This window comes from Mycobacterium sp. 94-17 (assembly GCF_035617725.1).
Classification (GTDB): Bacteria; Actinomycetota; Actinomycetes; order Mycobacteriales; family Mycobacteriaceae; genus Mycobacterium.
In genome coordinates this window covers 42081-67891 of record NZ_JAPIYN010000025.1, presented here as the reverse complement: position 1 = coordinate 67891, position 25811 = coordinate 42081, and the positions used below count along the sequence as shown (strand labels likewise).

At 70.0% G+C, this 25811-nt stretch carries 27 protein-coding genes; 17 read left to right on the top strand and 10 right to left on the bottom strand.

All coding sequences use genetic code 11. The features are described from left to right. The first annotated feature begins 57 nt into the window (after window positions 1-57). From OQ789_RS22885 to OQ789_RS22875, 3 genes are read left to right on the top strand one after another with little or no spacing between them, the layout of a single operon-like run. Window positions 58-1203, top strand: coding sequence for an 8-amino-7-oxononanoate synthase (locus tag OQ789_RS22885; RefSeq protein ID WP_324688457.1), 1146 nt, complete (start codon window positions 58-60; stop codon window positions 1201-1203). Window positions 1204-1212: 9 nt separating this feature from the next. Then, window positions 1213-1893, top strand: a complete 681-nt coding sequence (bioD, locus tag OQ789_RS22880) for a dethiobiotin synthase (RefSeq protein ID WP_324688456.1) — start codon at window positions 1213-1215, stop codon at window positions 1891-1893. Continuing rightward, window positions 1893-2399, top strand: coding sequence for a 2'-5' RNA ligase family protein (locus OQ789_RS22875; protein WP_324688455.1), 507 nt, complete (start codon window positions 1893-1895; stop codon window positions 2397-2399). The genes bioD and OQ789_RS22875 overlap by 1 nt, the downstream gene beginning before the upstream one ends. Here OQ789_RS22875 and OQ789_RS22870 read toward each other — a convergent pair. The 6 genes from OQ789_RS22870 to OQ789_RS22845 form a co-directional block, all read right to left on the bottom strand. Next, on the bottom strand, window positions 2396-3808 hold the full coding sequence (locus OQ789_RS22870; RefSeq protein WP_324688454.1) for a mechanosensitive ion channel family protein: 1413 nt from the start codon (window positions 3806-3808) through the stop codon (window positions 2396-2398). The two genes, OQ789_RS22875 and OQ789_RS22870, sit on opposite strands and share 4 nt — an antisense overlap. Beyond that, window positions 3805-5871 (bottom strand): adenylate/guanylate cyclase domain-containing protein, encoded by a 2067-nt coding sequence (locus tag OQ789_RS22865; protein WP_324688475.1) that lies wholly within the window; start codon window positions 5869-5871, stop codon window positions 3805-3807. Before OQ789_RS22865 ends, OQ789_RS22870 begins: the two co-directional genes overlap by 4 nt. 186 nt (window positions 5872-6057) lie before the next feature. Next, the gene (locus tag OQ789_RS22860; protein ID WP_324688453.1) at window positions 6058-7422 is read right to left on the bottom strand and encodes a hypothetical protein; all 1365 of its coding nucleotides are present in this window, start codon (window positions 7420-7422) and stop codon (window positions 6058-6060) included. Next, entirely contained in the window at window positions 7419-7781 is a 363-nt protein-coding gene (locus OQ789_RS22855; protein WP_324688452.1) for a hypothetical protein, read from the bottom strand. The genes OQ789_RS22860 and OQ789_RS22855 overlap by 4 nt, the downstream gene beginning before the upstream one ends. 4 nt (window positions 7782-7785) lie before the next feature. Next, a complete protein-coding gene (locus OQ789_RS22850; RefSeq protein ID WP_324688451.1) occupies window positions 7786-9618 on the bottom strand; it encodes a hypothetical protein in 1833 nt (610 codons plus the stop codon). Between the two features lie 113 nt (window positions 9619-9731). Continuing rightward, window positions 9732-9920 (bottom strand): hypothetical protein, encoded by a 189-nt coding sequence (locus OQ789_RS22845; protein ID WP_324688450.1) that lies wholly within the window; start codon window positions 9918-9920, stop codon window positions 9732-9734. A 136-nt stretch (window positions 9921-10056) separates the two neighbouring features. Here OQ789_RS22845 and bioB point away from each other — a divergent pair, with 136 nt between their 5' ends. From bioB to OQ789_RS22830, 3 genes are read left to right on the top strand one after another with little or no spacing between them, the layout of a single operon-like run. Further along, on the top strand, window positions 10057-11094 hold the full coding sequence (gene bioB / locus OQ789_RS22840) for a biotin synthase BioB (protein ID WP_324688449.1): 1038 nt from the start codon (window positions 10057-10059) through the stop codon (window positions 11092-11094). Window positions 11095-11124: 30 nt separating this feature from the next. Further along, the gene (locus OQ789_RS22835) at window positions 11125-11361 is read left to right on the top strand and encodes a hypothetical protein (protein ID WP_324688448.1); all 237 of its coding nucleotides are present in this window, start codon (window positions 11125-11127) and stop codon (window positions 11359-11361) included. After that, window positions 11358-12047: a DUF2567 domain-containing protein gene (locus tag OQ789_RS22830; protein ID WP_420716184.1), complete on the top strand. Its 690-nt coding sequence runs from the start codon at window positions 11358-11360 to the stop codon at window positions 12045-12047. Before OQ789_RS22835 ends, OQ789_RS22830 begins: the two co-directional genes overlap by 4 nt. On the opposite strand, the gene OQ789_RS22825 is transcribed toward OQ789_RS22830, so the two are convergent. Together OQ789_RS22825 and OQ789_RS22820 are read right to left on the bottom strand one after the other, a co-directional pair. Next, on the bottom strand, window positions 12013-13353 hold the full coding sequence (locus OQ789_RS22825) for a lipase family protein (protein ID WP_324688447.1): 1341 nt from the start codon (window positions 13351-13353) through the stop codon (window positions 12013-12015). The genes OQ789_RS22830 and OQ789_RS22825 overlap by 35 nt on opposite strands. A gap of 159 nt (window positions 13354-13512) precedes the next feature. Continuing rightward, a complete protein-coding gene (locus OQ789_RS22820) occupies window positions 13513-14247 on the bottom strand; it encodes an NUDIX hydrolase (protein WP_324688446.1) in 735 nt (244 codons plus the stop codon). A gap of 46 nt (window positions 14248-14293) precedes the next feature. On the opposite strand from OQ789_RS22820, the gene nadA reads away from it, so the two are divergent. From nadA to nadC, 3 genes are read left to right on the top strand one after another with little or no spacing between them, the layout of a single operon-like run. Then, window positions 14294-15343, top strand: a complete 1050-nt coding sequence (nadA, locus tag OQ789_RS22815) for a quinolinate synthase NadA (protein ID WP_324688445.1) — start codon at window positions 14294-14296, stop codon at window positions 15341-15343. Beyond that, complete coding sequence (locus OQ789_RS22810) at window positions 15340-16920, top strand: L-aspartate oxidase (protein WP_324688444.1); 1581 nt, start codon at window positions 15340-15342, stop codon at window positions 16918-16920. The genes nadA and OQ789_RS22810 overlap by 4 nt, the downstream gene beginning before the upstream one ends. Continuing rightward, window positions 16917-17777 (top strand): carboxylating nicotinate-nucleotide diphosphorylase, encoded by an 861-nt coding sequence (gene nadC, locus OQ789_RS22805; protein WP_324688443.1) that lies wholly within the window; start codon window positions 16917-16919, stop codon window positions 17775-17777. Before OQ789_RS22810 ends, nadC begins: the two co-directional genes overlap by 4 nt. Before the next feature lie 2 nt (window positions 17778-17779). On the opposite strand, the gene OQ789_RS22800 is transcribed toward nadC, so the two are convergent. Then, complete coding sequence (locus OQ789_RS22800) at window positions 17780-18346, bottom strand: TetR/AcrR family transcriptional regulator (RefSeq protein ID WP_324688442.1); 567 nt, start codon at window positions 18344-18346, stop codon at window positions 17780-17782. A 41-nt stretch (window positions 18347-18387) separates the two neighbouring features. Between OQ789_RS22800 and OQ789_RS22795 the strand changes: the two genes are divergently transcribed. After that, window positions 18388-19416, top strand: a complete 1029-nt coding sequence (locus OQ789_RS22795; protein WP_324688441.1) for an alcohol dehydrogenase catalytic domain-containing protein — start codon at window positions 18388-18390, stop codon at window positions 19414-19416. A gap of 3 nt (window positions 19417-19419) precedes the next feature. Here the strand turns inward: OQ789_RS22795 and OQ789_RS22790 are convergent, their stop codons facing one another. After that, the gene (locus tag OQ789_RS22790; RefSeq protein ID WP_324688440.1) at window positions 19420-19830 is read right to left on the bottom strand and encodes a nitroreductase family deazaflavin-dependent oxidoreductase; all 411 of its coding nucleotides are present in this window, start codon (window positions 19828-19830) and stop codon (window positions 19420-19422) included. Between the two features lie 44 nt (window positions 19831-19874). Here OQ789_RS22790 and OQ789_RS22785 point away from each other — a divergent pair, with 44 nt between their 5' ends. The 7 genes from OQ789_RS22785 (at window position 19875) to OQ789_RS22755 (ending at window position 25810) form a co-directional block, all read left to right on the top strand. Continuing rightward, complete coding sequence (locus tag OQ789_RS22785; protein WP_324688439.1) at window positions 19875-20372, top strand: DinB family protein; 498 nt, start codon at window positions 19875-19877, stop codon at window positions 20370-20372. Between the two features lie 73 nt (window positions 20373-20445). Beyond that, complete coding sequence (gene hisD / locus OQ789_RS22780; RefSeq protein WP_324688473.1) at window positions 20446-21762, top strand: histidinol dehydrogenase; 1317 nt, start codon at window positions 20446-20448, stop codon at window positions 21760-21762. Continuing rightward, the gene (locus OQ789_RS22775; protein WP_324688438.1) at window positions 21759-22955 is read left to right on the top strand and encodes a histidinol-phosphate transaminase; all 1197 of its coding nucleotides are present in this window, start codon (window positions 21759-21761) and stop codon (window positions 22953-22955) included. Before hisD ends, OQ789_RS22775 begins: the two co-directional genes overlap by 4 nt. After that, entirely contained in the window at window positions 22952-23572 is a 621-nt protein-coding gene (hisB, locus tag OQ789_RS22770; RefSeq protein WP_324688437.1) for an imidazoleglycerol-phosphate dehydratase HisB, read from the top strand. Before OQ789_RS22775 ends, hisB begins: the two co-directional genes overlap by 4 nt. Beyond that, window positions 23569-24189: an imidazole glycerol phosphate synthase subunit HisH gene (gene hisH / locus OQ789_RS22765; protein ID WP_324688436.1), complete on the top strand. Its 621-nt coding sequence runs from the start codon at window positions 23569-23571 to the stop codon at window positions 24187-24189. The genes hisB and hisH overlap by 4 nt, the downstream gene beginning before the upstream one ends. A gap of 82 nt (window positions 24190-24271) precedes the next feature. Continuing rightward, window positions 24272-25003: a bifunctional 1-(5-phosphoribosyl)-5-((5-phosphoribosylamino)methylideneamino)imidazole-4-carboxamide isomerase/phosphoribosylanthranilate isomerase PriA gene (gene priA, locus OQ789_RS22760; protein WP_324688435.1), complete on the top strand. Its 732-nt coding sequence runs from the start codon at window positions 24272-24274 to the stop codon at window positions 25001-25003. 6 nt (window positions 25004-25009) lie between these two features. Then, complete coding sequence (locus OQ789_RS22755) at window positions 25010-25810, top strand: inositol monophosphatase family protein (protein ID WP_324688434.1); 801 nt, start codon at window positions 25010-25012, stop codon at window positions 25808-25810. Window position 25811 lies beyond the last annotated feature (1 nt).

Genomic DNA, 25811 nt, shown 5'->3' with positions numbered 1-25811 from the left:
GCCGACCCGCTGCGCCCGGCTTCGCCGCGCTGGCGGTCGACACTAGGCTGATCGGCGATGAAGGCACCGATCGAGGTCTCCCCGCTGGCCTGGCTGGACGAGGTCGAGCAGCAGCGCCGCGAGGCCGGGCTGCGTCGCTCCCTGCGGCCGCGTCCGGCGGTCGCCACCGAGCTGGACCTGGCCTCCAACGATTACCTCGGGCTCTCGCAACACCCCGACGTGATCGACGGCGGGGTGGCCGCGCTGCGCATGTGGGGCGCCGGGGCCACCGGTTCCCGGCTGGTCACCGGTGACACCGAGCTGCACCAGCAGTTCGAGTCCGAGCTCGCCGACTACGTCGGCGCTGCCTCGGGCCTGCTGTTCTCCTCCGGCTACGCGGCGAATCTGGGCGCCGTCGTCGGCCTGACGGGTCGGGGCTCACTGCTGGTCTCCGACGAGTACTCGCACGCCTCGCTGGTGGACGCCTGCCGGCTGTCTCGGGCGCGCGTCGCCGTCACGTCACATCGCGACGTCGGTGCCGTGGAGGCGGCGCTGCGGGCGCGCGACGAGGAGCGCGCGGTAGTCATCACCGAGTCGGTGTTTTCCACCGACGGCGCGCTGGCGCCGTTGCGCGACCTGCACGAGGTCTGCCGCCGGCACCGCGCCCTGCTCATCGTCGACGAGGCGCACGGCCTGGGCGTGCGCGGCGGCGGCCGTGGGCTGCTGCACGAGACCGGATTGGCCGGTGCCCCCGACGTGGTCATGACCACGACGCTGTCCAAGGCGCTGGGCAGTCAGGGCGGCGCGGTGCTCGGGCCCGCGTCGGTGCGGGCGCATCTCATCGACGCGGCACGCACGTTCATCTTCGATACCGGCCTGGCCCCGGCCGCGGTGGGTGCCGCGCGTGCCGCGCTGAGCGTGCTGCGTTCCGAGCCCTGGCGGGCGGACGCGGTGTTGCGCCACGCCGCCATCCTGGCCGAGGCCTGCGGCGTCGCCGCCCTGCCGCAGTCGGCGGTGGTGTCGGTGATCCTGGGCGATCCGGACGTGGCGGTGGCCGCCGCAACCGCCTGCCTCGACGCCGGCGTGCGGGTGGGATGCTTCCGGCCTCCGACCGTGCCCGCCGGGACGTCGCGGCTGCGGCTGACCGCGCGCGCATCGCTGGACGACGCCGAGCTCGAGGTCGCGCGCCGCGTGCTGACCGATGTGCTCGCCCGGATTGGCTGAGGCGCGCCGGTGACGGTCCTGGTCGTCACCGGCACCGATACCGGCGTCGGTAAGACGATCGCCACCGCGGCCCTGGCCTGCCATGCCCGTCAGGCCGGCCTCGACGTCGCGGTGTGCAAACCGGTCCAGACCGGCATCGACGCCGGCGACGACGACCTCGCCGAGGTGGCCCGGCTATCCGGGGTCAGCGAGCTGGCCGGGCTGGCCCGCTATCCGCAGCCGCTCGCGCCGGTGGCCGCCGCCGCGGCGGCCGCGATGCCGTTGCCCACCCGCGAACAACTACTGGCGCTCATCGGGGCGCTGGACCGGCCGGAACGGCTGACGTTGGTGGAGGGCGCCGGGGGACTGCTGGTCGAACTCGGCGAAAGCGGTGTCACCGCACGCGATCTCGCCGTCGCGCTGGGTGCCGCGGTGCTGGTCGTGGTCAGCCCGTCGTTAGGCACCCTCAACCACACCGCTCTTACCCTGGAATCGCTTGCTGCGCATCATGTTTCATGCGCCGGATTGGTGATCGGCAGCTGGCCGAGGTACCCCGGGCCGGTGGAGACGACGAATCGGTCCGCGCTGGCCCGGCTGGCGGCCGTGCGCGCCGCGCTGCCGGATGGGGTGGGCGCGCTGGATGCCGCAGACTTCGCGACGTTGTGCGCCCGGGCGTTCGACCGCGACTGGGTCACCTCGCTGGTGGGCTGATGGTCCACTCCATCGAGCTGGTCTTCGACCGCGACACCGAGGCGGCGATCCGGCATATCTGGGAAGCGTTGGTCGCGGCCGGAATTCCCAGTCAGGCGCCGGCCAGCCGGCCGCATGTGACGCTGGCCGTCGCCGAAGGCGTCGCCGCCGATGTCGATGACCTGCTGAGCCCGGTGAGCGCCCGGCTGCCGCTGGCCTGCCTCGTCGGCGCGCCCGTGCTCTTCGGCCGCGGCGGCGCGGTTCTCGCGCGGCTGGTGGTGCCGACCGTCGAGCTGTTGGACCTGCATGCCCAGGTGCATCGGTTGTGCGCCGCGCATATGACGCCGGGGCCGATGCCCAACAGCCTGCCCGGGCAGTGGACCGGGCACGTCACGATGGCGCGGCGCGTCGGCGGCGCCCAACTCGGGCGCGCGCTGCGCATCGCGGGCCGGCCCACCGAGATCGCCGGCAGCTTCGCGGGCCTACGTCGTTGGGACGGCAATAAGAAGGTGGAGCACCCGATCTAGCCTCCCGCGGTCGCGAACCCCGGGGCGGTGGCCTCCTGCACCCTGGCACGTCGCTCGTCGATGGTCCGGCCCAGGTCTTGCAGCAGCAGCGGCTTATCCATCACCAGCTGAACCAGATGGTCGCGATCGATCTCCAGCGCCGTGACCTCGTCGACGGCCAGCGCGTCGGACAGGTTGGGCTGGCGGGTCAGCGCGGTCAGCCCCAGGAACGAGCCCTGGTCCAAGATGCTCACCGCGACCACCGCTCCATCCGCGGTGGTGGCGGTCAGCCGCACGCTGCCCTCGATCAGGAACGTCATCGTGGCGGGCACCCGGCCGGCATGCTCGACGATCTCGTTCGCCCCGTACCGGACGATTCTCGCGTGCGTCATCAATGCCTGCTGATCCTGCTGGCCGAGCCGCAACGCCGGCGCCACCACCGTGCGGACTGCCTTCTCGACGTGTTCGTGCGTCGAGATGTCGTCGTCGGCGCCGTCGAGGTGCAGACCCTCGCGCCGCGCCGCGTACCAGAGCCAACGCAGAAACGCGGACTGCGCGGCCGAGTCGTCCGCGGGTGACTTCAGCCCGACCGTGACCTGATACTCGGCGCCTCCGGTGGGCGTCGACGTTGTCACCGCGTCGGGCCTGCGCTGTGGCAGCGCGTCGGCGACCCGCTCCAGCAAGGCACACACCCGATCCGGCGGGTCGATCTCGGAAAAGGTTGTGGTGATTGTCAATTGGTGCCCACCGGGCGGACGGCTGAGGTTGGTGAACGAGGTGGTGGCCAACACCGAGTTCGGGGTGATCTGAAGTCCGCGGCCGGATTGGATGTGCACCGAACGCCAGTTCGCCTCCACGATCCGGCCCCGGGCCGCCGGGGTGTCCAGCCAGTCGCCGATCCGGAATGGCTGCTCGAACAGCATGAACAGGCCGGACACGATCTGGCCGACGGAGTTCTGCAGCATCAGCCCGATGACCACCGAGGTCACCCCGAGCGCCGTGAACAGACCGCCGACGTGAACGCCCCAGACGTAGGAGAAGATGACCGCCAGGCCCACCCCGATCAGCACGAACCGGCTCACGTCGAGGAAGATGCCGGGGATGCGCTGGCGCCAGGATCCCTGCGGCGCGCTCTCGAAAACCGTTGCGTTGAGCCCGGACAGCAGCAGTACGAGTACCACGAAACCGAACACCGTCGCCAGCACCCGAACCGACGTGAACTCGGCGGGCATCCTGGCCACGTTCACCAGCAGCACCAACAGCGCGCCCAGCGGGATGAGGTAACTGCGCAACAGCAGGACGGGCCGCGCCAGCGGACTTTCCCTGCGCACCAGGCTGTGGTGCCATTCGGTCAGCGCGATCAGCAGCACCGGTAGGCCGAAAACCACGGCGGCGGCCCAGTACAGCGATGACGAGTCGAAGGTTCTCACTGGCCCTGCCCTTCCGACAATTTCCAGATCTGCTGCTCGACGCCGCCGACGGTGATGGTGCCGGCCGGAACGAAATGACGGATGTCGTGCATCACCTCGTACACCTTCGAGGTGACGTAGATCCCCGATTGTGTTGTGCTGCTGCGTGTTTGGTGGGCCAAGTTGACTGCCGCACCCCACATGTCGTAGACGACGCTGGACCTTCCCACCAGGCCGCTGATCACGTTGCCGGTGTGGATGCCGGCCCGCAGGGCCAGGTGGTGACCCGTCTTGGCGTTGTAGCGCGCGATGATGTCTTGCATCTCGACGGCGAATTCCACGGTGCGGTGGACGCTGTCCAGGCGGGGAAAGTTCAGGCCGCAGCTGGCGAGGTAGCCATTGTGCAGCGTGCGGATCGGTTCGATGCCGAGGGATTCCGCCGCCGAGTCGAGTTCGCGGATCAACTCGTCGACGATGCCGACGAGTTCGCGGCCGGAGAGCTTGCCCGAGATTTCGTCCAGGCCGACGAAGTCGGCGAAGATGACGGTCACGTCCTGGTGTTCCTCGGCGATCGTCTGTTCGCCCTGACGGTAGCGCCGCGCCACCGGTTCGGGCATCAGCGAGGCGAGCAACCGGTCGTTCTCCTTACGCTGTTCGGTCAGCAGCTCTTCTTTGATCTGCAGGTTGCGGCTCATCTCGTTGAAAGTGCCCATGAGCTCACCGATTTCGTCGCGCGAGGTGACCGGGATCGTGACGTCGTAGTTGCCCGCGCTGATCTCTCGGGCGCCGGCCTGCAACCGGCGGATGGGCCGCACGAATATCTGGGCGACCAGTAGCGCGGCGATGCAGATGACGAAAACCATTGCGGTTGTGGTCAATATCAGTGTCTGCGTGAGCGACGCCACCCGCGCGTTGGCCTCCGAGGTTTCCCTGGTCGCCAGGATCGACCAGTGCAGGTCGGAATTCGGCAGCGATAGCGGCGCATACGACGCGAGTTCGCGTCGGCCCAGATAACTGGTATCGGTCACCGTTCCGGTCTCGCCGCGCTGCGCGGCGCGCACCGCGACGGTGTCGACCGGCTGGACCAGCGTGGTGCCGCCCCACCTGATCGCGGTGTCGACGGTCTCGCGCCGGGCGCCGGCGGCCAGCGCCTCACGCCGGTAGTGCTGCGGGTCTTCGAGGAACAGCCGCGAGTCGGAGCGCATCAGGTTGTCCGGGCCCGCGAGATAGGTTTCGGCGGTCCGGCCCATGCCCGCGGCCTGCCACTGCTTGTCGGCGGTCATGATGCGATTCACCTTCGCGATCGGCAGCGGCAGCGCAAGCACCCCGGCCGCTCTGCCCGGCGGGCCGATCGGCGCCACCAGCCACGCGATGGGCTGGCCCAGCTGAGGCTGATATGGCGCGAAGTCGGTGATCCACACGAAATTCACCGAGTTCGCGCCCATCGCCTTCTCGTAGGCGCCGCGCAGATTCGATTGGCGATACGGGCCGGTGAGGACATTGGTGCCCAGCGAGGCGCTTTTTCGCACCGTGTAGACCACGTTGCCGCGCGTGTCCAGCAGCATCGCGTCGCGGTACTCGAAGCGGGTGGCGATCTCGCGGAAGTAGTCGTTGAAGCGGGCGTTGGCGGCCGACCAGGCGCTTCCGTCCCCGGCATCCGCGGGCGGGGACCCGTTCGGCGTGACGGTGTAGTGCGCCTGCAGATACCGCTGCGCATTGTTGCTGGGCAGCACGGCGTCCAGGGCCAGCTTCTTGCCCGTCTCGCGTTCCAGCGGTTTGATCAGCCGCTCGTCGTAGAAGTCCGCCAGCGCCCGCTGTTGCGCGGGGTCGACGGGCGCGTTGGCCAGCTCGTCGAAGCCCGTCGTGAACGCCTGCACCGCCTCCTGCGCGGTGGTGCCCCGGCTGTAGACGACCAGCGAATCCGACAAGTCCGAGAACAGGGTCTCGATGGCGCGCTTCTGCGCCTCACGCAGCTGCGTCATCCGCTCGGAGGCTGCGGGCAACAGCGCGTTGCGCGCCGCGACGTATTCGACCACGCCGATCACGCCCAGTGACGCCAGGCTGGACACCAGCAGCATCAGCATCACCTTGGACTGGATGCTGATCCAGGACAGGGCCCATGGGCGACGCCGGCCCTTCCGGGGCGGATTGCGCCCGTCCGGCGGCGCCGGCTCGGTGGCGCGCTTCACCCGGCTTCGGCCCGGCGATCGGTGGACCCTCGACGCCAGGGCGCCGACTCTCGCGAAGGCGTGATGAGCACGCCCCGACACCTACCCGCCGAAGAGCAAATACAAACCGGTGAATGTGTAGCCGACCATCACCAGCATCATCGTCAGCTGCCCGGTGAGCTGATGGCCGGCGGGCAGCAGCCGCAGCGCTTTGTCGTGGGCCGCGATCACCGCGACGATGTGCCCGGTGACCACGCAGGTCACCTTGACCGCGGCCAGCACCGGCGGGTGCATGGACAAGACGTAGGCAACGTGCAGGTGCGCCAGACCGAGCAGGTTCCACCCGTGGCCGAAGGGGTCGGCCAGCGCGAACATCGCCTGCTGTCCACGCTCCACCAGGTAGGACAGGTAGTGCGCGAAGATGTAGCCGACCACGATGGGGATCAGTGAGTGCGCCATCTCGCCGGGCAGTTCGCGGCGCTGCTGCCGGCTGACCCCTCCGGTGGCGCGCGCCGCGAGGGAAAACGTCACGGCCACAACGCAAATGAAGACGATCAGTCCGACGGTGCGCAGGGCCGACGATGCCACCGTCGGGGGAGCGCCGACATCCCGGGTCAGTTGGTCGGAGAAGCCGCGCCACGTCGGCGACGACGAGAAACTGTCGAACGCGGTCGAGCCGAGCAGCACCGCCAGCAGCACCACGACGCCCGCCCGCACCGGCAGCGACGGCAGATGATCGAGCGGGTTCCCGACGACGATCCGCTGAGTCTCCCGGTTGCGCCGGAACGGCGAGAGCCGCGAGACGGCCATGCTGTATACGCCGAACGGGTCGGCGTGGGCCAGCCAGCGCTGCCCGCACAGCCAGGCCCCGACGAGCATCAGCGCGGCGTAGGCGGCTATCCAGGCCCTGACCCATGGCAGCGACGCCGAATTCGGGCTGGCCAGCTCCATCCAGACGAAGGCGAACAGGCCGCCGGCGGCGGGTCGATAACCCCAGCCCTCGGGGTAGGACAGCCGCGGCCTCCCGAGCCGCTCCGGAACGATGCGTCGCAGCAGCAGGTATACCGTCCGCATCGGCGAAATCACCCGCCACACCGGACCGACGGCCAACGACAGCGCCACCAGCCCGACCCAGAGCAGCACGTAGAAGGCGCCGAGCAGCGCGTTGGACTCCGAGTCGGGACCCCACTTCCCGGCGGCCATCGCCCACGCCGCGAACACCAGGGCCACCGCGGCCGCCGACCACCGCGTCGCCCGGGCGTCGACGAACGTCGTCACCGCCGCCGGCAGGGGACGGCCCGGCTTGAGCGGGTCGAACCGAGGCCGCCGCCACGCGAACGCCACCAGGGCGAAGGTTAAGGTCAGTGCCCAGGCCGCCCCGACCATCGCGTAGGCGTAGGGCACGGGAAGGTCACCGGACCCGCCCAAACCGTGCGCAAGCACCACCGCCGCGGCGGCGGAGCTCACGACTGCACTTGGATGGTCGCGATGGTGCGGTCCAGATGGTGCAGCTCCACCGCGACGTTGCCCGGAACGTCGACGGCAAACTGGAACGTCTGGTTGGGTGCTGCCGCGACCTGGAACTTGTGGTCGGGCGTCGAATGCACGTGCAACTCGTCGGTGGCGTCACTGGTCACGTGCAGGGTGATCTGTTGATGCACCGCGGCCCGCAGCGTGGCGTTGGTGGGAGTGACCTGCCCGCCGGCGATGGTCACGTCGATCGTCAGCGGGGCGGCCGGGGACTTGGTGGTGGAGCCGCCGCAGGCGACCAGGCCGCAGATCAGCGCCGCCGCCCACCCCAGCAGGAGAGTGCCTCGAAGTGTCATGGGTTCAAGCCGCCCGCGGGGTCTGCTGTTTGTCCTCCACCGGCTCCGGCTCGGTGATTGCATAGCCGAGGCGGCCCGCACCCCAGGTCAGGGCCGAGATCACCATCAGCGTCAGGAACAGCACCACGAAGGACCCGGCCGTGAACAACCAGACGGGGGCGTTTTGGTCGCGCTCGCGCTGCAGGATGGTGATCTCCTGGACGAACGGCCGGTTCATCGCCGACAGAGCGGGAACCTCGGGCGCCGGTATCGCGTCGTCGGCCGGCTCGTAGATCGGGATCGCGGTCATCGTGTAACCGTCCTGCACCCGCAACAGGGTCTTCCACGATCCCCACACCGGCAGCGTCCGGGTGGACCGGTAATGGCCTGGACCCAGCTTTTCGAGGGGGTCGATCTGCAGACCGCGAGCGTTTTCCATGCGGCCCTGCCAGGACAGGATCGTCACCCAGTCCGGACGCGCGCTGATCATGTCGGCGGGTTGCAGTTGAATGTCGGCTGACACCATGCGTTTTCCGGGTGCGCCCGGCAGCTCGGTCAGCGTGATGGTGGCGTTGTTCTGCTGCGGCACCACGATGTGCAGCCCGTTGGCCACCGCGCCGCCGATCACCAGCACCGTCGCCACGATCACCGAGATGCCCGCGGCGCGGCTCGGCAGCCGCTGCCCGGTGAGCACGATTCCGAACAGGGCTCCGCACATGCCCATCAACACGGCGACCGGCACGGCCATCGCCAGCGCCTCGCCCCACATGCTGACCGGCCAGGGGTAGTGATACACCGCCGAGATCCACAGCGACTCCAGCCACAGCCCGACGGTGCCGACGCCCAGGCCGGCGACCGCGCCGAACACGATGGGGCGCTTGAACACCGGAGTCAGCGCGATCAGCTCGACCGCCAGCGCGGGGCCCAGATACAGCGGGAACCAGTTGATCGGCGCACCGAGTACCGGCCCGACCAGCACGGCGACCCCGCCGCGCAGCGCGATGGCGAAGACGGCCGCGATCAGCGCCGCCCCCCGGCCCATCGTGACGCGGGCGGCGACCGCGGCCAGCGCCGCCGCGGCGGCGATCATCATCGGCTGCAGCACCAGCCGGAACTGCTCGACGCCGAAGTCGTATTCGATCTGGTAGACCGACAGGCCGATGAACATGCCGCCGAACGACAGGTAGCGCAGAAAGGTGATGAAGACGCCGTGATAGACGTCCTCGCCTTCGTCGGCCTCGCCTTCGCGCTCCAGCATGAGCACGGCGAACAGGGAGAAGCAGGCTCCGCCGATCATCATTAAATGCGTTGGGCCCCAAAGCGTTACGTCTTGGCCGAAGATGCGGTGCCAGATGTCGTCGAGCGGGAACCCGATCATCGCGTACAACCCGCAGCCGGCCATCAGCACACCGCCCACCGGAGCGTGCCAGTTGCGCGTGATGCGCACCGCCGCCGGGCCGGGCTTGTCGAACGGCAGCACGACCGCCGTCATTCCGCCCAGGAATATCCCGAACAGTCCGATGATGATGAAGTAGTGCGCCGGGTTGGCTAACGGGCCGGGGTCGCGGCCGTTGCCGATATGCCAGCTGACATCCCAGATGAACCCGAACAGCGCGCAGATGATCGACGTGGTGAACACGAGCACCGGCAGGGCCACCCAACCGGGCCGGTGGAACTTGCTGCCCACCTTGTCGGCGACGCGGGTCAACCACTGGATGCGCCGCGTGCGGTGGGCATGGCCTACCCACAGCATCAGCAGGGTGATCACCAGCGCGGCGATCGACAGCCCGATCACCTGGTTGAGCCCCGCGCCCCGGGCGGGCGCATCAGCAACAATCGTCAGTTCATGCGACCGCATCGTCGTACCTCCCAACCGCGCCGGGCTGCCCCGGAGGAACCGATTCCGTCAAACCGCTTATTACTGCCAAGTAGGGTCGTGAATGTCTGTTTAGTGCCCCGATCCAGGGCTCGTCAATCACGGTCTTCGTCGGGCGTGTCGTGTGGGGAGGCGTCGGTCGCCGACCCCGTGGGCGTGCGGCCCTGGCGGCGGTCGCGCAGCGCGATGTACAAGATCACTCCGACGACGATCACCGCAGGCAGAAACGCCGGCAGCGCCAGCAGCAGGTAGTGGTGCGCCAGGATTTCGACGTGCGCGGTCACCGCGGTCGTATACCCATAGGGATGTCGTGTCCTTCGGCCGTTACCCTTCTTTGAACATCTTTTCATTCGGGCTGCCATCACCACGTGGCAGACGCGTCCCCACGCGCGACGCGAAAAAGAGGCAGGGGAGAACCTGGTGACTCAAGCGGCAACTCGACCGACGGCCGACACCGGCAGCGATGAGGACGTCTTGGCGGTGGCCCGGCGGCAGGTGCTGGAGGGCGGCCAGGGCCTGAGCCGGGACCAGGTGTTGCAGGTGCTGCGGCTGTCCGACGACCGGCTCGACGAACTGCTGGCGCTGGCCCATGAGGTGCGGATGCGCTGGTGCGGCCCCGAGGTCGAGGTCGAGGGCATCATCAGCCTCAAGACCGGCGGTTGCCCGGAGGACTGTCACTTCTGCTCACAGTCGGGGCTGTTCGCCTCCCCGGTGCGCAGCGCCCGGCTGGACATTCCCAGCCTGGTCGAGGCGGCCAAACAGACCGCCAAGTCCGGTGCCACCGAGTTCTGCATCGTGGCGGCGGTCCGCGGCCCCGACGAGCGGCTGCTGGCCCAGGTCGCGGCCGGCATCGAGGCGATCCGCAACGAGGTCGAGATCAACATCGCCTGCTCGCTGGGGATGCTGACGGCCGAGCAGGTCGAGCAGCTCGCCGGGATGGGCGTGCACCGCTACAACCACAACCTCGAGACCGCCCGCTCGTTCTTCACCAACGTCGTGACCACCCACAGCTGGGAGGAGCGCTGGGAGACGCTGTCCATGGTCCGCGACGCCGGCATGGAGGTCTGCTGCGGCGGCATCCTCGGCATGGGCGAAACCCTGGAGCAGCGCGCGGAATTCGCGGCCGAACTGGCCGAACTCGGCCCTGACGAGGTGCCGCTGAACTTCCTCAACCCGCGGCCCGGCACCCCGTTCGGCGACCTTGAGGTCATGCCGGCGAGCGAGGCGCTCAAGTCGGTCGCCGCCTTCCGCCTGGCGCTGCCGCGCACCATGCTGCGGTTCGCCGGCGGGCGCGAGATCACGCTGGGGGATCTGGGCGCCAAGAAGGGCATCCTCGGCGGCATCAATGCCGTGATCGTCGGCAACTACCTGACCACGCTGGGCCGTCCCGCCGAGTCCGACCTGGAACTGCTCGACGATCTGCAGATGCCCCTCAAGGGGCTCAACGCCAGCCTGTAGTCCGGCTGCCGCGGCTAGGGTTGGGGACTTGTGGTTGGCGATCTGGGTGCCTTGGGAGCAGTAGTCAGTGCGGGCCTCTACAACGTCTACACCGGTGAACTAGGGGGCACCTCGGTGCCGACGGCGGCGCAGCTGGGTCTCGAACCGCCCCGGTTCTGCGCGGCGTGTGGGCGCCGGATGGTGGTGCAGGTCCGTCCCGACGGCTGGCGGGCGCGCTGCTCGAGGCACGGTGAGGTCGATTCCGGCGATCTGGAGACGCGGCGGTGACCCAGCCGACGAGGGCGGATGCCGCGGATTTCCCGACTCCCGCCGCCGTTTCGCGTCGGGCGCGGGTACGCGCGCTCCTGGTCGTGGCGTTGGGATCGGCGCTCATCGGCGTGGTGATCGGCGCGGTGTGGGCATGGATCGCGCCGCCGATACGCGCCGTGGTGGCGCTGACCCGTTCGGGCGAGCGGGTCCATGACTATCTGGGCAACGAGTCCGAGCACTTCTTCGTCGCGCCGGCCCTGATGCTGGGGCTGCTGACCGTGCTCGCGGTGGTGGCCTCGATCGGGGTGTGGCAGTGGCGAGAGCACCGCGGGCCGGAGATGGTGATCGCCCTGTCGGCCGGCATGGTGGCGGCGGCCGCGGCGGCCTCGGCGGTGGGGGCCGGTCTGGTTCGGCTGAGCTACGGCGCCCTGGACTTCGATGCGGTGCCGCTGACGAAGAGCCCGTCGGTCGCGTACGTCACGCAGGCTCCACCGGTGTTCTTCTCCGACGGCCCGCTGCAGATCGCGATGACCCTGCTGTGGCCGGCCGGCATCGCGGCCTTGGTCTACGCCGTGCGGGCGGCCGCGGACGCCCGTGACGACCTGGGTGCGCTTCCGGCGCGGCCGCGGCTGTTCGACGCGCCGCCGGGAGGCGGCGACGCGGCGGATGTCACAGGGGGCGACGGGCGATCTTACGGCCCGTGACGACTCGTGCGGCGACCTTCAACAGGCGGGCCATGCCGACGTAGGTCATCGGGTTGAACATCGTCGGCCAGGTGGTCCGGATCAGGTGGTCGGTCAGGGGGCGGCCCTCGAAGCGGTCCGTCAGCCAGCGCAGCGCCATCGGCGCTGACAGCGGATGCAGCATCATGTGCTCGTTGAAGGCGTCGCGATGGTAGGTGACGCGCGCGCCGCCGGCCGAATACGTGTCGGCGAGCACGTCGATGTCGTGCACGTCGATCAGGTAGTCGTGCACGGCCTGCACGATCAGCACCGGCGGCGTCGGGACGGCGGCACCGAGCTTGATGTTGTCGAAGACGTAGGTGACTTCAGGGGTGGACAGGATCTGCTCGAGCGGCTGGTCGAGGTAGTCGCCCATGTTCTTGCCGGCCATCCGCACCACGGCTTCCACGGTCGTCATCTTCTCCAGCGAGTCGAGCAGGGCGCGCCCCTCCTCGCTGGAATGCTCGCGGATCACCCGGTCCAGATCGGGATAGATGTGCGCGAGCGCGGCAACCACCATCGCGGGAAGCCCCGACAGGAAGCTGCCGTTGAGCCGGCGGAAGGTGTTACCGAGGTCCCCGACGGGCGAGCCCAGCACGGCCCCGACGATGTTCAGTTCGGGCGCGTATTCGGCGCTCATCTCGGCGGCCCACGCGCTGGCCAGCCCGCCGCCGGAGTATCCCCACAGCCCGACGGGGGCCGAGTCGGACAGGTTCAGCCGCTCCGAGCTCTGCGCGGCCCGGATGCCGTCCAGGATGCGGTAGCCGGGTTCGTACGGCGCGCCCCACAGGCCGCGCAGGCCCTCGTGGTCGGGCACCGAGACGGCCCACCCCTCGGCGACGGCGGCGGTGATCAGCAACAGCTCGAACTGGCCGATGGCGCCCAGCGCCTTGGACCTGCGCCGCAGCGCGTAGGAGGGGAAGCAGCGCGACGAGACGGCGTCGATGGCGCACTGGTAGGACAGCAGCGGGCGGGACTGTCCCGGAGCAACGTCGGCGGGGACGATCACCGTGGTGGCGGTGGCCTCCGGCTCGCCGTTCATGTCCATGGTCCGGTAGAGCAGCTGGACTGCCTTGATGGGCTGCGGGATCAGGCCGAGGAACGCCAGTTCGACGTCGCGGGAGCGCAGCACCGTCCCGGGTTCGGCGTGCTGAAAGCCCAGCGGCGGCTGGTAGAACGGGTCGTCCGAGGGCAGCAGCGGACGCACCTTGCGCTGCAGTTCCTCGTGTGGGGGCCGGGCGATCCATTCCGCGCCGTGCGTCCCTGCCAGGTTGCCGAGCTCAGCCATTGAGGCTCCCTTCGTGGCCACACGGCATTCTCGCCCATGAACGGCAGGTAACCAAAATGGCATCGCCGTGGTGTGAGCGACTTCTCGTCACCCGGGTGCGTCACGGCGCCGCTGGAATCTTCTTGCCCTTGCGTCGCCCGACGACGCTTTTCCGCTGGCCTAGCCAGCCGGCCCGGGCGGCCCGGGAGGCCTGAGCGCGGCGAACTCGTCGGTGACCCGCAGCGCGGCGTCGGTGAACCGGTACAGCGCGGCCGGACGTCCGCCGCTGCGCCCGGACTGCGCGAGGGTGCCGGTCGCCCTGATGACACCTCGGCGGGCCAGCACCCGCTGCAGGTTCGTCGCGTCGACCTGATAGCCCAACGCGGCGCCGTAGATGTCGCGTAGCGTGGAAAGTGCGAATTCCCTTGGTGCCAAAGCAAATCCGATATTGGTATAGGACAGTTTGGCGATCAGCCGGGTATGGGCGTTGTCCACCATCTGACCGTGGTCGAAGGCCATCGGCGGCAGGGAGTTCACCGGGTGCCAGCGGGTGTCCGGCGGCAGCTCGGGGCTGGCGGGGGAGGGCACCAGGCCCAAAAAGGTGGACGCGATCACCCGGGTGTCGGGCACCCGGTGCGGGTCGGAGAACACCGCGAGCTGTTCCAGGTGCGCCAACTCCTTGAGGTCGACCTTCTCGGCGAGTTGGCGCCGGACGGAGGTGATCATGTCCTCGTCGTTGCGCAGCTGCCCGCCCGGCAGCGACCACTTGCCCTGTTGCGGCTCCCTGGCGCGCTGCCACAACAGCACGTTCAGCTGCGGTTTCGCCGTGTGGCGTGCCTTCGTAACCTGTCCGGCCGCGTCGCCAACCTGGAACACGACCGCAAGCACTTCGTGGGCGGTGCTACCATGGGCCATGTTTTCGATTGTAAGTCGAAAACCTCCTGGGCCGAAAGGAGCCGCCATGACGGTTGTGAATCGCATGGACACGCTCGCCGGAAGCATGGTTGCCGACATCACGAATTCCCCCGCCGGGTATGGCGGTGTGGCGGGCGATGCGGATTGGGCGGCCGAGGTTCGCCGCCTGGCCAGGCTGCGCGGCGCCACCGTGCTGGCGCACAACTACCAGCTGCCCGAGATCCAGGACGTCGCCGACCACGTGGGCGACTCCCTGGCCCTGTCGCGGATCGCCGCCGAGGCGCCCGAGGGCACCATCGTGTTCTGCGGTGTGCACTTCATGGCCGAGACCGCCAAGATCCTGAGCCCCGACAAGACGGTGCTGATCCCGGACCAGCGCGCCGGATGTTCGCTCGCCGACTCCATCACCGCCGACGAACTGCGCGCCTGGAAGGACGACCACCCCGGCGCCGTCGTCGTCTCCTACGTCAACACCACGGCGGCGGTCAAAGCCCTCACCGACATCTGCTGCACGTCATCCAACGCGGTCGAGGTCGTCGAGTCCATCGACCCCGACCGCGAGGTGTTGTTCTGCCCAGATCAATTCCTCGGCGCCCACGTCCGCCGGATGACCGGTCGCGAGAACCTGCATGTATGGGCGGGCGAATGCCACGTGCACGCCGGGATCAACGGCGACGAACTCAACGACCAGGCCCGCGCCAATCCCGATGCCGAGCTCTACGTGCATCCCGAATGTGGTTGCGCCACCTCGGCCTTGTATCTGGCCGGCGAAGGCGCCTTCCCGCCCGACCGGGTGAAGATCCTGTCCACCGGCGGCATGCTAGAGGCCGCGCACCAGACGCATGCCCGCAAGGTCCTGGTCGCCACCGAGGTGGGCATGCTGCACCAATTGCGCCGGGCCGCACCGCAAGTCGACTTCCGCGCGGTCAACGACCGCGCATCGTGTAAGTACATGAAGATGATCACCCCGGCCGCGCTGCTGCGTTGCCTCGTCGAGGGGGCCGACGAAGTCGACGTCGACCCCGATGTCGCCGCCGCCGGCCGGCGCAGCGTCCGGCGAATGATCGCGATCGGACAGCCGGGCGGCGGCGAATGACCGCCCGCCCCCAGTGGACGCACCACGCCGACGTCGTCGTCATCGGCACCGGCGTCGCCGGACTGGCCGCCGCGCTCGCCGCCCATCGCGCCGGTCGCGATGTCGTCGTGCTGAGCAAGGCGGACCAGGCCCGAGGGACGACCGCGACGCACTATGCGCAGGGCGGCATCGCGGTCGTGCTGCCCGACAACGACGACTCGGTGGAAGCCCATGTCGCCGACACCGTGGTCGCGGGTGCGGGTCTGTGCGATCCCCAGGCGGTCTACTCGATCGTCGCCGACGGATACGCGGCGGTCGCCGAATTGGTCGGTGACGGAGCACGATTCGACGAATCCGCGCCGGGCAGGTGGGCGCTGACCCGCGAGGGTGGCCACTCCCGGCGCCGCATCGTGCATGCCGGCGGCGACGCCACCGGCGCGGAGGTGCAGCGCGCCCTCGACCACGCCGCGCGCAGACTGGACATCCGCGCGGGCCATGTGGCGCTGCGGGTTCTGCACGACGGTGCGGCCGTGACCGGTGTCCTGGTCGGCACCCCGGACGGGCGCGCAATCATCAGCGCGCCCTCGGTGATCCTGGCCTCCGGAGGCCTCGGGCACCTCTACGGCGCGACCACCAACCCGTCGGGCTCCACCGGCGACGGAATCGCGCTCGGCCTCTGGGCCGGTGTCGCGGTCAGCGACCTCGAGTTCATCCAGTTCCACCCCACCATGCTGTTCGCGCCGGATGCGGCCAGCGGGCGGCGCCCGCTGGTCACCGAGGCCATCCGCGGTGAGGGCGCCAAACTGATTGACCGGCAAGGTGATTCGGTGACGGCCGGTGTCCATCCGATGGGGGATCTGGCGCCCCGCGACGTCGTCGCCGCGGCCATCGACACCCGGCTCAAGGCCACCGGCGACGCCTGCGTCTTCCTCGACGCGCGCCGCATCGGCGACTTCGCCAACCGGTTCCCCACGGTGACGGCCGCGTGCCGCGCCGCCGGTGTCGATCCCGTCCGGCAACCTATTCCGGTTGTCCCCGGGGCGCATTACAGCTGTGGTGGCATCGTCACCGACGTGTACGGCCAGACGGAGCTTCCCGGACTGTTCGCCGCGGGCGAGGTGGCGCGCACCGGGCTGCACGGTGCCAACCGGCTGGCGTCCAACAGCCTGCTGGAAGGCTTGGTGGTCGGCGGGCGGGCCGGCCGAGCGGCGGCCGCGCATGCCGCGACGACCGGGCGGGTGCACGCCGTCGCACCTGAGTCGATCGTGCACACCGCCCCCGAGCGCGCCGAACTGCAGCGCGCGATGAGCCGGGACGCGTCCGTGGTACGCGACGCCGCCGGGCTGATGCGGCTGTCCACCGTGCTCTCACGGGCGCCGATCCGCCGGGTGTCGGGCCGCGGCGACTTCGAGGATGTGGCGCTGGCGGTGGCCGCCCGCGCGGTCGCGGCCGCCGCGCTGGCCCGCACCGAGAGCCGGGGCTGCCACCATCGCGACGAATACCCACGGGCCGCGTCCGAGCTGGGGCGCAGCAATGTCCTGCGCCTGGCCGAGGACCAGAACACGGTGCTGGTGGAGGCGTTGGCGGCGGTCGTATGACCATGATGTCCGACGGTGAACTGGCCGCGGCGCGCGACACGGTCAGGCGCGGGCTGGCCGAGGACCTCCGTTACGGACCCGACGTCACCACGTTGGCGACGGTGCCCGCCGAGGCGGTGGCGACCGCGGCCATGGTGCCTCGCGAGCCCGGCGTGATCGCCGGCGTCGACATCGCGTTGCTGGTGCTCGACGAGGTGCTCGGTGCCCGCGGCTACCAGGTGCTCGACCGCCTCGAGGACGGGACCCATGTGGAGCCGGGGCAGCCGGTGCTGACGCTGCGGGCCGACACCCGCGGCCTGCTCACCGCCGAGCGGACCATGCTGAACCTCATCTGCCACCTGTCCGGGATCGCCACCACGACCGCGCTCTGGGTGGCCGCCGCGCACGGCACCAAGGCCAAGGTGCGCGACACCCGCAAGACCCTGCCCGGCCTGCGGATCCTGCAGAAGTACGCGGTCCGGGTCGGCGGGGGCGTGAACCACCGGCTGGGGCTCGGCGACGCGGCCCTGATCAAGGACAACCACGTGGTGGCCGCGGGTTCGGTGGTCGACGCCCTGCGGGCGGTGCGCGACGCGGCACCGGAGCTGCCATGCGAGGTGGAGGTGGATTCGCTCGAGCAGCTCGACGAGGTCCTGCCCGAAAAGCCCGAGCTGATCCTGCTGGACAATTTTCCGGTGTGGCAGACGCAGATGGCCGTCCAGCGCCGTGACAACCGCGCGCCCGCCGTGCTGCTCGAGTCGTCGGGCGGGCTCAGCCTGGAGAATGCGGCCGCCTACGCCGCGACCGGGGTGGACTATTTGGCCGTCGGCGCGCTCACCCATTCGGTGCGGGTGCTCGACATCGGCCTCGATATGTAGGGTCAGCCACGCAGCAGCAACCGCGCCGCGGGTCGCGCGGCGTCCAGCGCTTCCGGATCACCGGCGATGCGCGACAGGATCAGCGCCCCTTCGATCAGTGAGATCACCGCAGTCGCAACCTGTTTCGCGTCGGGGGCCGGCCACCCATCGGAGCGCAGCCGGTCTTCGATGGCGCCGCACCATCCCATGAAGGCGCGCGCCGCGGCGGCGCGGACCAGCGGGCTGGCGTTCACCGACTCGGTGGCGATCGGCTCGATGGGGCAGCCGTCGCGCTGGTCGCCCGCCAGCCCCGCGACCAGCAGGTCGATCCACCGGTCGACGATGTCGGCGACCGGCGCGCCGCCGGCCAGGAACCGGCGCAACAGCCGCTCGATATCGCCCCCAGCCCTCTCCACCACCGCGGCGGCCAGCTGCTGCTTGCCCTGCGGGAAGTGGTGGTAGAGCGACCCCGGTTTGATGCTTGCCGCGTCGAGGATCTGGCTGAGTCCGGTCGCCGCGTAGCCCTGGCGGCGGAACAGGGTGGCTGCGTTGTCGATCAGCGCTGCGCGGCTGCGGTCGGGGCGAGGCACAATCCTTGACAATACTTGAATGATCACTCAAGAATGCTGAGATGAGGCAACTGACGTACGAAGAAGTCGGGCGGTACGCGTGGCACGAGGTGCCCGATCCGGAGCTCACCGAGCCGCAACAGGCCCTGGTCCGGCCCCTGGTGGTGGCCTGCTGCGACCTCGACGTCGCGGTGGCACACGGCGGGGCGCCGCTGCCGCCCGGGTATGCGGTCGGGCATGAGGGGCTGGCCGAGGTCGTCGCGGTCGGTGACGGCGTCAGCGCCGTCAGCGCCGGCGACCGCGTGGTGGTGCCGTTCCAGATCAGCTGCGGCGAGTGTCGGGAATGCCGGCGCGGTGCCTCGGGCTCGTGCGGGGCGGTGCCGCTGATGGCGATGTACGGCCTGGGCCCGCTGGCCGGCCTCGACGGCGGCGGATTCATGTCGGATCTGGTGCGGGTGCCGTACGCCGACGCGATGCTCGTCCGGGTTCCCGACACCGTCGACCCCGTCGCCATCGCGTCGCTGTCCGACAACATCCCCGACGGCTGGCGGGCCGTCGGACCCTACGCGGCGGATCTGGCCGGGTTGGACCCGGTCGATCGCCGCGTCCTGGTGGTCGGGCGGCTGTCGATCGGGCTGTACGCGGCCGCACTGGCGGTCGCGCTCGGTGCGCACGTCGACTACCTGGACATCGATCCCCAGCGGCTGGGCGCCGCCGAAAAGCTGGGGGCCGTCGCCCACGATCGGCTCAAGCCGGACAAGTCGTGGGATCCCTACCCCGTCACCGTGCACACGACGGCGGACCCGTCGCTGCTGGCGGCCACGCTACGCGCGACCTGGGCGGACGGAGTGTGCACCGACACCGGGATCTACTACCAGCCGACGGTCGAGATGCCGCTGTTGCCGATGTACACCCGGGGCGTGAGGTTCGTCACCGGCCGGGTCAACGCGCGCGCAGTCCTTCCGCAGGTGCTGGAGGCGCTGGCCGCAGGGTGCGACCTGTCGCCGGCGGTCGACCGCGTCGTGGACTGGGAGGATGCCCCGGCGGTGTGGCCGACGATGACCGGCAAGACGGTGTTCACCAGGGCGTAGCGCCTAAGCGATGTCGCTGGCGAACACCGCCATGCGGCGCAACTGCACCCGCGCCGGCCACGGCAACCCGTCACCGTCGGAGCCGGCCGGCAGGATCCGGGGATTGGTGAGATGCACCGCGCCGCGGGTGGAGCGCAGGTCGGCCTGGCCCGCGGCCAGCACGTTCTTCACCCAGTCGGTCTTGCCGTGAGCCAGCGCGATCGCCAGCACATTGCCCTTGCGGTACGCCGTGACGATGGTGTGGTACGGCTTGCCGGACTTGCGGCCGCGATGCTCGATGGTTGCCGTTCCGGGCAGATAACGCGCGATCGGCTTGACGGCCTTGTTGAGATATTTGACCTGAAGATTCTCGAACCAGACCGGAAAGACCATCGGCACGCCGGGAGCGTTGTTCGGGTGATCCCTTCGTGACATGACCGCACTGTACCGGCCGGGCCCGGCGCCAGCAGAATGGCGGGATGGCGGACCGGTGCGCGGACTGCGGTTTCGTGTACGACCTCAGTCAGTCGGCGGGTGTTGCGCGGGCGATCCCGGAGCGGGTGGCCGAGGTCGCGGCAATCCTGCGCGGCCGCGAGGCCGACCTGAGGTCTCGGCGGCGGCCCGCGGTGTGGTCGCCCCTCGAATACGCCTGCCACCTGCGGGACATGTTGTTGGTCCAGCGCGAGCGCGTCCTGGCGGCTCGCCGGATCGACGGGCCGGACTGCCTGCCGTCCGGACGCGACGAGCGGGTCGTGCACGACGGGTATGCCGAGCAAGAACCCGAGGATGTGGCCCGCCAGCTCGCGGACGCGGCGCAGCTGTTCGCCAACGTCCTGGCCCGCCTGGGCCCCGATGACTGGGATCGCAGCGTGGTCTACCACTACCCGGAAACCCGCGAGAGGTCGTTGCGGTGGGTCGCGCTGCATACGATGCACGAGGCGCAGCACCATTTGCTCGATATCCGCCGCCAGCTCTGATCGGGCCTGCGCGACCTGCTCGGATAATCACTTGGTCTGCTCTGGGACAATGGTCGACGTGAACGCAACTCCACTGATGGCCCGCATCGACCTGCGGGGCGCGCCGTTGACGGCCGCCCGGCTGCGGGCCGCCCTGCCGCGCGGCGGCGCCGACGTGGAGACCGTGTTGCCGCGGGTACGCCCGATCGTGCAGGCCGTCGCAGAGCGCGGGGCCGAGGCCGCCCTCGAGTTCGGGGCCACGTTCGACGGGGTGCGGCCCCCGGCGGTGCGGGTTCCGGGCGCCGCGCTGGAGAAGGCCCTGATAGAACTGGACGCGGGTGTGGCCGACGCGCTGCGGGTGATGATCGAACGCACCCGCGCCGTGCACGCCGACCAGCGCCGCACCGACGTCACCACCATCCTGGGCCCGGGCGCGACCGTCACCGAGCGGTGGGTGCCGGTGGACCGGGTCGGCCTGTATGTGCCCGGCGGCAACGCCGTCTACCCGTCCAGCGTGGTGATGAACGTGGTCCCGGCCCAGGCCGCCGGCGTCGCTTCGCTGGTGGTGGCCAGCCCGCCCCAGGCGGCATTTGACGCCTTGCCGCACCCCACGATCCTGGCCGCGGCGCGGCTGCTGGGTGTCGAGGAGGTGTGGGCCGTGGGCGGCGCGCAGGCGGTCGCGCTGCTGGCGTACGGCGGCACCGACCTCGACGGCGCCGAGCTGGCGCCGGTCGACATGATCACCGGGCCCGGCAACATCTATGTCACCGCCGCCAAGCGGCTGTGCCGGTCGCACGTCGGCATCGACGCCGAAGCCGGCCCCACCGAGATCGCGATCCTGGCCGACCACACCGCCGACCCGGCGCACGTGGCCGCCGACCTGATCAGTCAGGCCGAGCACGACGAGATGGCGGGCAGCGTGCTGGTCACCCCCGACGCGCAGCTCGCCGCGGCCACCGAGGCCGAGATGGCCGCCCAGCTGCAGACGACCGTGCATCGCGACCGGGTGACGGCAGCATTGCGAGGACGCCAATCGGCCGTCATCCTCGTCGATGACCTGGACGCGGGCGTCGACGTCGTCAACGCCTACGCCGCCGAGCACCTCGAGATCCAAACCGCCGACGCGGCCGCGGTCGCTGGCCGAATCCGTTCGGCCGGAGCCATTTTCGTCGGCCCCTACGCGCCGGTGAGTCTGGGGGACTACTGCGCCGGATCCAATCACGTGTTGCCGACCGCCGGCAGTGCGCGGCATTCCAGCGGCCTGTCGGTGCAGACGTTCCTGCGCGGAGTCCACGTCGTCGACTACACCGAGGCGGCCCTCAAAGACGTGGCCGGACACGTGATCGCGATCGCCGAGGCCGAAGACCTGCCGTCGCACGGCGAAGCGGTACGGCGGAGGTTCGAGCGATGAGCGAACAACTCGAGCCCACGCTCGACGACCTGCCGCTACGCGACGACCTGCGCGGAAAATCGCCCTACGGCGCACCGCAATTGGAGGTCCCGGTACGGCTGAACACCAACGAGAACCCGCACCCGCCCAGCAGGGCGCTGGTGGACGACGTGGTGCGGTCGGCGGCCGAGGTCGCGACCGCGTTGCACCGCTACCCGGACCGCGACGCGGTGGCGCTGCGCACCGACCTGGCCGCCTACCTGAGCGCCCAGACCGGCGTCCCGCTGGGAGTCGAAAACCTTTGGGCGGCGAATGGTTCCAATGAGATCCTGCAGCAGCTGCTGCAGGCGTTCGGCGGTCCCGGACGCACCGCCATCGGGTTTGTCCCCTCCTACTCGATGCACCCGATCATCTCCGACGGCACCCGCACCGAATGGCTGCAGGCCGACCGCGCGGACGACTTCAGCCTGGACGTTGACGCCGCCGTCGTCGCCGTCGCCGACCGGCGGCCCGACGTGGTGTTCGTCGCCAGCCCGAACAACCCGTCCGGGCAGAGCGTTTCGCTGCCGGCTCTGCGCAGGCTGCTCGACGCGGCGCCCGGCATCCTGATCGTCGACGAGGCGTACGGCGAGTTCTCCGCGCAGCCCAGCGCGGTGACGCTGGTCGCCGAATACCCGACCAAGCTCGTCGTCTCACGCACCATGAGCAAGGCGTTCGCGTTCGCCGGTGGCCGGCTGGGCTATCTGATCGCCACCCCGGCGGTTATCGACGCGATGCTGCTTGTGCGGTTGCCGTACCACCTGTCGGTGCTCACCCAGGCCGCCGCGCGCGCCGCGCTGCGGCACGCCGATGACACCCTGGGCAGTGTGGCGACACTGATCGCCGAGCGCGAGCGCGTGTCAACGGCCTTGACGGGCATGGGTTTTCGCGTGGTTCCCAGCGACGCGAATTTCGTGCTGTTCGGTGAGTTCGCCGATGCGCCGGCCACCTGGCGGCGCTACCTGGATGTCGGCGTGCTGATCCGTGACGTCGGAATTCCCGGCTACCTGCGCGTCACGACCGGACTGGCCGAGGAGAACGACGCCTTCCTGCGCGCCAGCGCCCGAATCGCCGCCACTGAACTGGCGCCAGTTACCCCCAACCCCGTAGGAGCGAGCGCAAGCGCGGCGAAGCCGCGTGCAGCGGGTCGCGACCATGTAGTAGGAGCACCGTGACAGCGACCGCCACCCGCCGCGCGCGCATCGAGCGCCGTACCAAGGAATCCGACATCGTCGTCGAACTCGATCTCGACGGCACCGGCCAGGTCGACGTCGACACGGGTGTGCCGTTCTACGACCACATGCTCACCGCCCTGGGCAGTCACGCCAGCTTCGACCTGACCGTGCGCACCAAGGGCGACGTCGAAATCGAAGGGCACCACACCATCGAGGACACCGCGATCGTCCTGGGCCAGGCACTCGGGCAGGCGCTCGGCGACAAGAAGGGCATCCGCCGGTTCGGCGACGCCTTCATCCCGATGGACGAGACGCTGGCCCACGCGGCGGTCGACGTGTCCGGCCGGCCCTACTGCGTGCACACCGGCGAGCCGGATCATTTGCAGCACACCACCATCGCCGGCAGCTCGGTGCCCTATCACACCGTGATCAACCGGCACGTGTTCGAGTCGCTGGCCATGAACGCGCGAATCGCGCTGCACGTGCGTGTGCTGTACGGGCGCGACCCGCATCACATCACCGAGGCGCAGTACAAGGCGGTTGCGCGCGCGCTGCGTCAGGCGGTCGAGTCCGATCCCCGCGTCTCGGATGTGCCGTCCACCAAAGGCGTTCTGTGACGGCGAAATCGGTGGTAGTTCTCGATTACGGGTCGGGCAACCTGCGGTCGGCCCAGCGCGCGCTCGAGCGCGCGGGTGCATCGGTCGAAGTGACCGCGGACGCCGCCGCCGCGGCCGCCGCCGACGGTCTGGTGGTTCCGGGCGTCGGCGCCTACGAGGCCTGCATGACGGGACTCCGCAACATCGGTGGCGAGCGCATCATCGCCGAGCGGGTTGTGGCCGGCCGCCCGGTGCTCGGCGTCTGCGTCGGCATGCAGATCCTGTTCGCCCGCGGTGTCGAATTCAGTGTGGAGACCGAGGGATGCGGCCAGTGGCCGGGATACGTCACACGGCTGCAGGCGCCGGTCATCCCGCACATGGGCTGGAACGTCGTCGAATCCGGGCCGGGCACAGTGCTGTTCAAGGGACTCGACGCCGACACCCGCTTCTACTTCGTGCACTCCTACGCCGCCCAGCAGTGGGAGGGTTCGCCGGACGCAGTGCTGACCTGGGGCGCCCACGAGGGCCCGTTTCTGGCCGCGGTCGAGGACGGGCCGCTCTCGGCCACCCAATTCCACCCGGAGAAGAGCGGGGACGCCGGCGCGGCCGTCTTGAGCAACTGGGTCCAGGGATTGTGACGGGCCACGCCGAAGCGCTTTCTGCCAAGCAACGGCCGGGGGTGCACGCAACTCGTTGCGGCCTCGGCACACAGGAGGAGATGTGTTGATTTTGTTGCCCGCGGTCGACGTCGTCGACGGCCGCGCCGTGCGTCTGGTGCAGGGCAAGGCGGGCAGTGAAACCGAATACGGTTCGGCGCTGGAGGCGGCGTTGACCTGGCAGCGCGACGGCGCCGAATGGATCCATCTGGTCGACCTGGACGCGGCGTTCGGGCGCGGCTCCAACCGCGAACTGCTGGCCGAGGTGGTCGGCGAACTCGACGTGCAGGTGGAACTGTCCGGCGGGATCCGCGACGACGATTCCCTGGCCGCCGCTTTGGCCACCGGCTGCGCCCGGGTGAACCTGGGCACTGCGGCGCTGGAGAATCCGCAGTGGTGTGCCCGGGCGATCGCCGAACAGGGCGACAAGGTCGCCGTGGGTCTGGACGTGCAGATCGTCGACGGTGCGCACCGGCTGCGCGGGCGCGGTTGGGAGACCGACGGCGGCGACCTGTGGGAGGTGCTGGAACGCCTTGACGGGCAGGGGTGTTCGCGGTTCGTGGTCACCGACGTGAGCAAGGACGGCACGCTGGGTGGTCCCAATCTGGACCTGCTGGGGTCCGTCGCCGAACGCACCGACGCCCCGGTGATTGCCTCCGGCGGCGTGTCCAGCCTCGACGACCTGCGCGCGATCGCCACCCTGACGGGCCGCGGCGTCGAGGGTGCCATCGTGGGCAAGGCCCTCTACGCGGGGCGGTTCACCTTGCCACAGGCGCTGGCCGCGGTGGCGGAGTAGCGCCGCATGGACGTGCACACGCTGGTGGCGCAGGCGTCGGCGATCCTCGACGACGCGGTCGATCCGTTCCTCGCCGGCCACCGCGCCGATTCCGCGGTCCGCAAGAAGGGCAACGACTTCGCCACCGACGTCGACCTCGCGATCGAGCGGCAGGTGGTGGCCGCGCTGGTCGAGTCGACCGGGATCGGGGTGCACGGCGAGGAATTCGGCGGTTCGTCCGTCGACTCGCCATGGGTGTGGGTGCTCGATCCTGTCGACGGCACCTTCAACTACGCGGCCGGATCGCCGATGGCCGGCATCCTGCTCGGCCTGCTGCGCCACGGGGAGCCGGTGGCCGGTTTGACCTGGCTGCCGTTCATCGGCCAGCGCTACACCGCGGTGGCGGGCGGCCCGTTGCACAAGAACGGGGTGCCGCGGCCGCCGCTGACCGCCGTCGACCTGGCCGACGCCCTGGTGGGGGCCGGGTCGTTCAGCGCGGACGCGCGGGGCCGGTTCCCGGGCCGCTACCGAATGGCGGTGCTGGAAAACCTCAGCCGGGTCTCGTCGCGCCTGCGCATGCACGGCTCCACCGGCCTCGACCTCGCGTTCGTCGCCGACGGAATCCTCGGTGCGGCAATAAGTTTCGGAGGGCACGTGTGGGACCACGCCGCCGGGGCCGCGCTGGTGCGCGCCGCCGGTGGCGTGGTCACCGACCTGGCCGGTGAACCGTGGACTCCCGCATCGGATTCCGCGCTGGCGGCCGGGCGCGGCGCACACGCCGAGATCCTCGACATCCTGCACGCCATCGGACGGCCGGAGGACTACTGAG

What these genes read in the sequence shown, in the direction of transcription:
- OQ789_RS22885 (WP_324688457.1), top strand. Translation starts at nt 58, where the DNA reads ATGAAGGCACCGATCGAGGTCTCCCCGCTGGCCTGGCTGGACGAGGTC.
- OQ789_RS22875 (WP_324688455.1), top strand. Translation starts at nt 1,893, where the DNA reads ATGGTCCACTCCATCGAGCTGGTCTTCGACCGCGACACCGAGGCGGCG.
- OQ789_RS22865 (WP_324688475.1), bottom strand. Translation starts at nt 5,871, where the DNA reads ATGCTGATGCTGCTGGTGTCCAGCCTGGCGTCACTGGGCGTGATCGGC.
- OQ789_RS22855 (WP_324688452.1), bottom strand. Translation starts at nt 7,781, where the DNA reads ATGACACTTCGAGGCACTCTCCTGCTGGGGTGGGCGGCGGCGCTGATC.
- OQ789_RS22850 (WP_324688451.1), bottom strand. Translation starts at nt 9,618, where the DNA reads ATGCGGTCGCATGAACTGACGATTGTTGCTGATGCGCCCGCCCGGGGC.
- OQ789_RS22825 (WP_324688447.1), bottom strand. Translation starts at nt 13,353, where the DNA reads ATGGCTGAGCTCGGCAACCTGGCAGGGACGCACGGCGCGGAATGGATC.
- OQ789_RS22820 (WP_324688446.1), bottom strand. Translation starts at nt 14,247, where the DNA reads ATGGCCCATGGTAGCACCGCCCACGAAGTGCTTGCGGTCGTGTTCCAG.
- nadA (WP_324688445.1), top strand. Translation starts at nt 14,294, where the DNA reads ATGACGGTTGTGAATCGCATGGACACGCTCGCCGGAAGCATGGTTGCC.
- OQ789_RS22810 (WP_324688444.1), top strand. Translation starts at nt 15,340, where the DNA reads ATGACCGCCCGCCCCCAGTGGACGCACCACGCCGACGTCGTCGTCATC.
- nadC (WP_324688443.1), top strand. Translation starts at nt 16,917, where the DNA reads ATGACCATGATGTCCGACGGTGAACTGGCCGCGGCGCGCGACACGGTC.
- OQ789_RS22795 (WP_324688441.1), top strand. Translation starts at nt 18,388, where the DNA reads ATGAGGCAACTGACGTACGAAGAAGTCGGGCGGTACGCGTGGCACGAG.
- OQ789_RS22790 (WP_324688440.1), bottom strand. Translation starts at nt 19,830, where the DNA reads ATGTCACGAAGGGATCACCCGAACAACGCTCCCGGCGTGCCGATGGTC.
- OQ789_RS22785 (WP_324688439.1), top strand. Translation starts at nt 19,875, where the DNA reads ATGGCGGACCGGTGCGCGGACTGCGGTTTCGTGTACGACCTCAGTCAG.
- OQ789_RS22775 (WP_324688438.1), top strand. Translation starts at nt 21,759, where the DNA reads ATGAGCGAACAACTCGAGCCCACGCTCGACGACCTGCCGCTACGCGAC.
- OQ789_RS22755 (WP_324688434.1), top strand. Translation starts at nt 25,010, where the DNA reads ATGGACGTGCACACGCTGGTGGCGCAGGCGTCGGCGATCCTCGACGAC.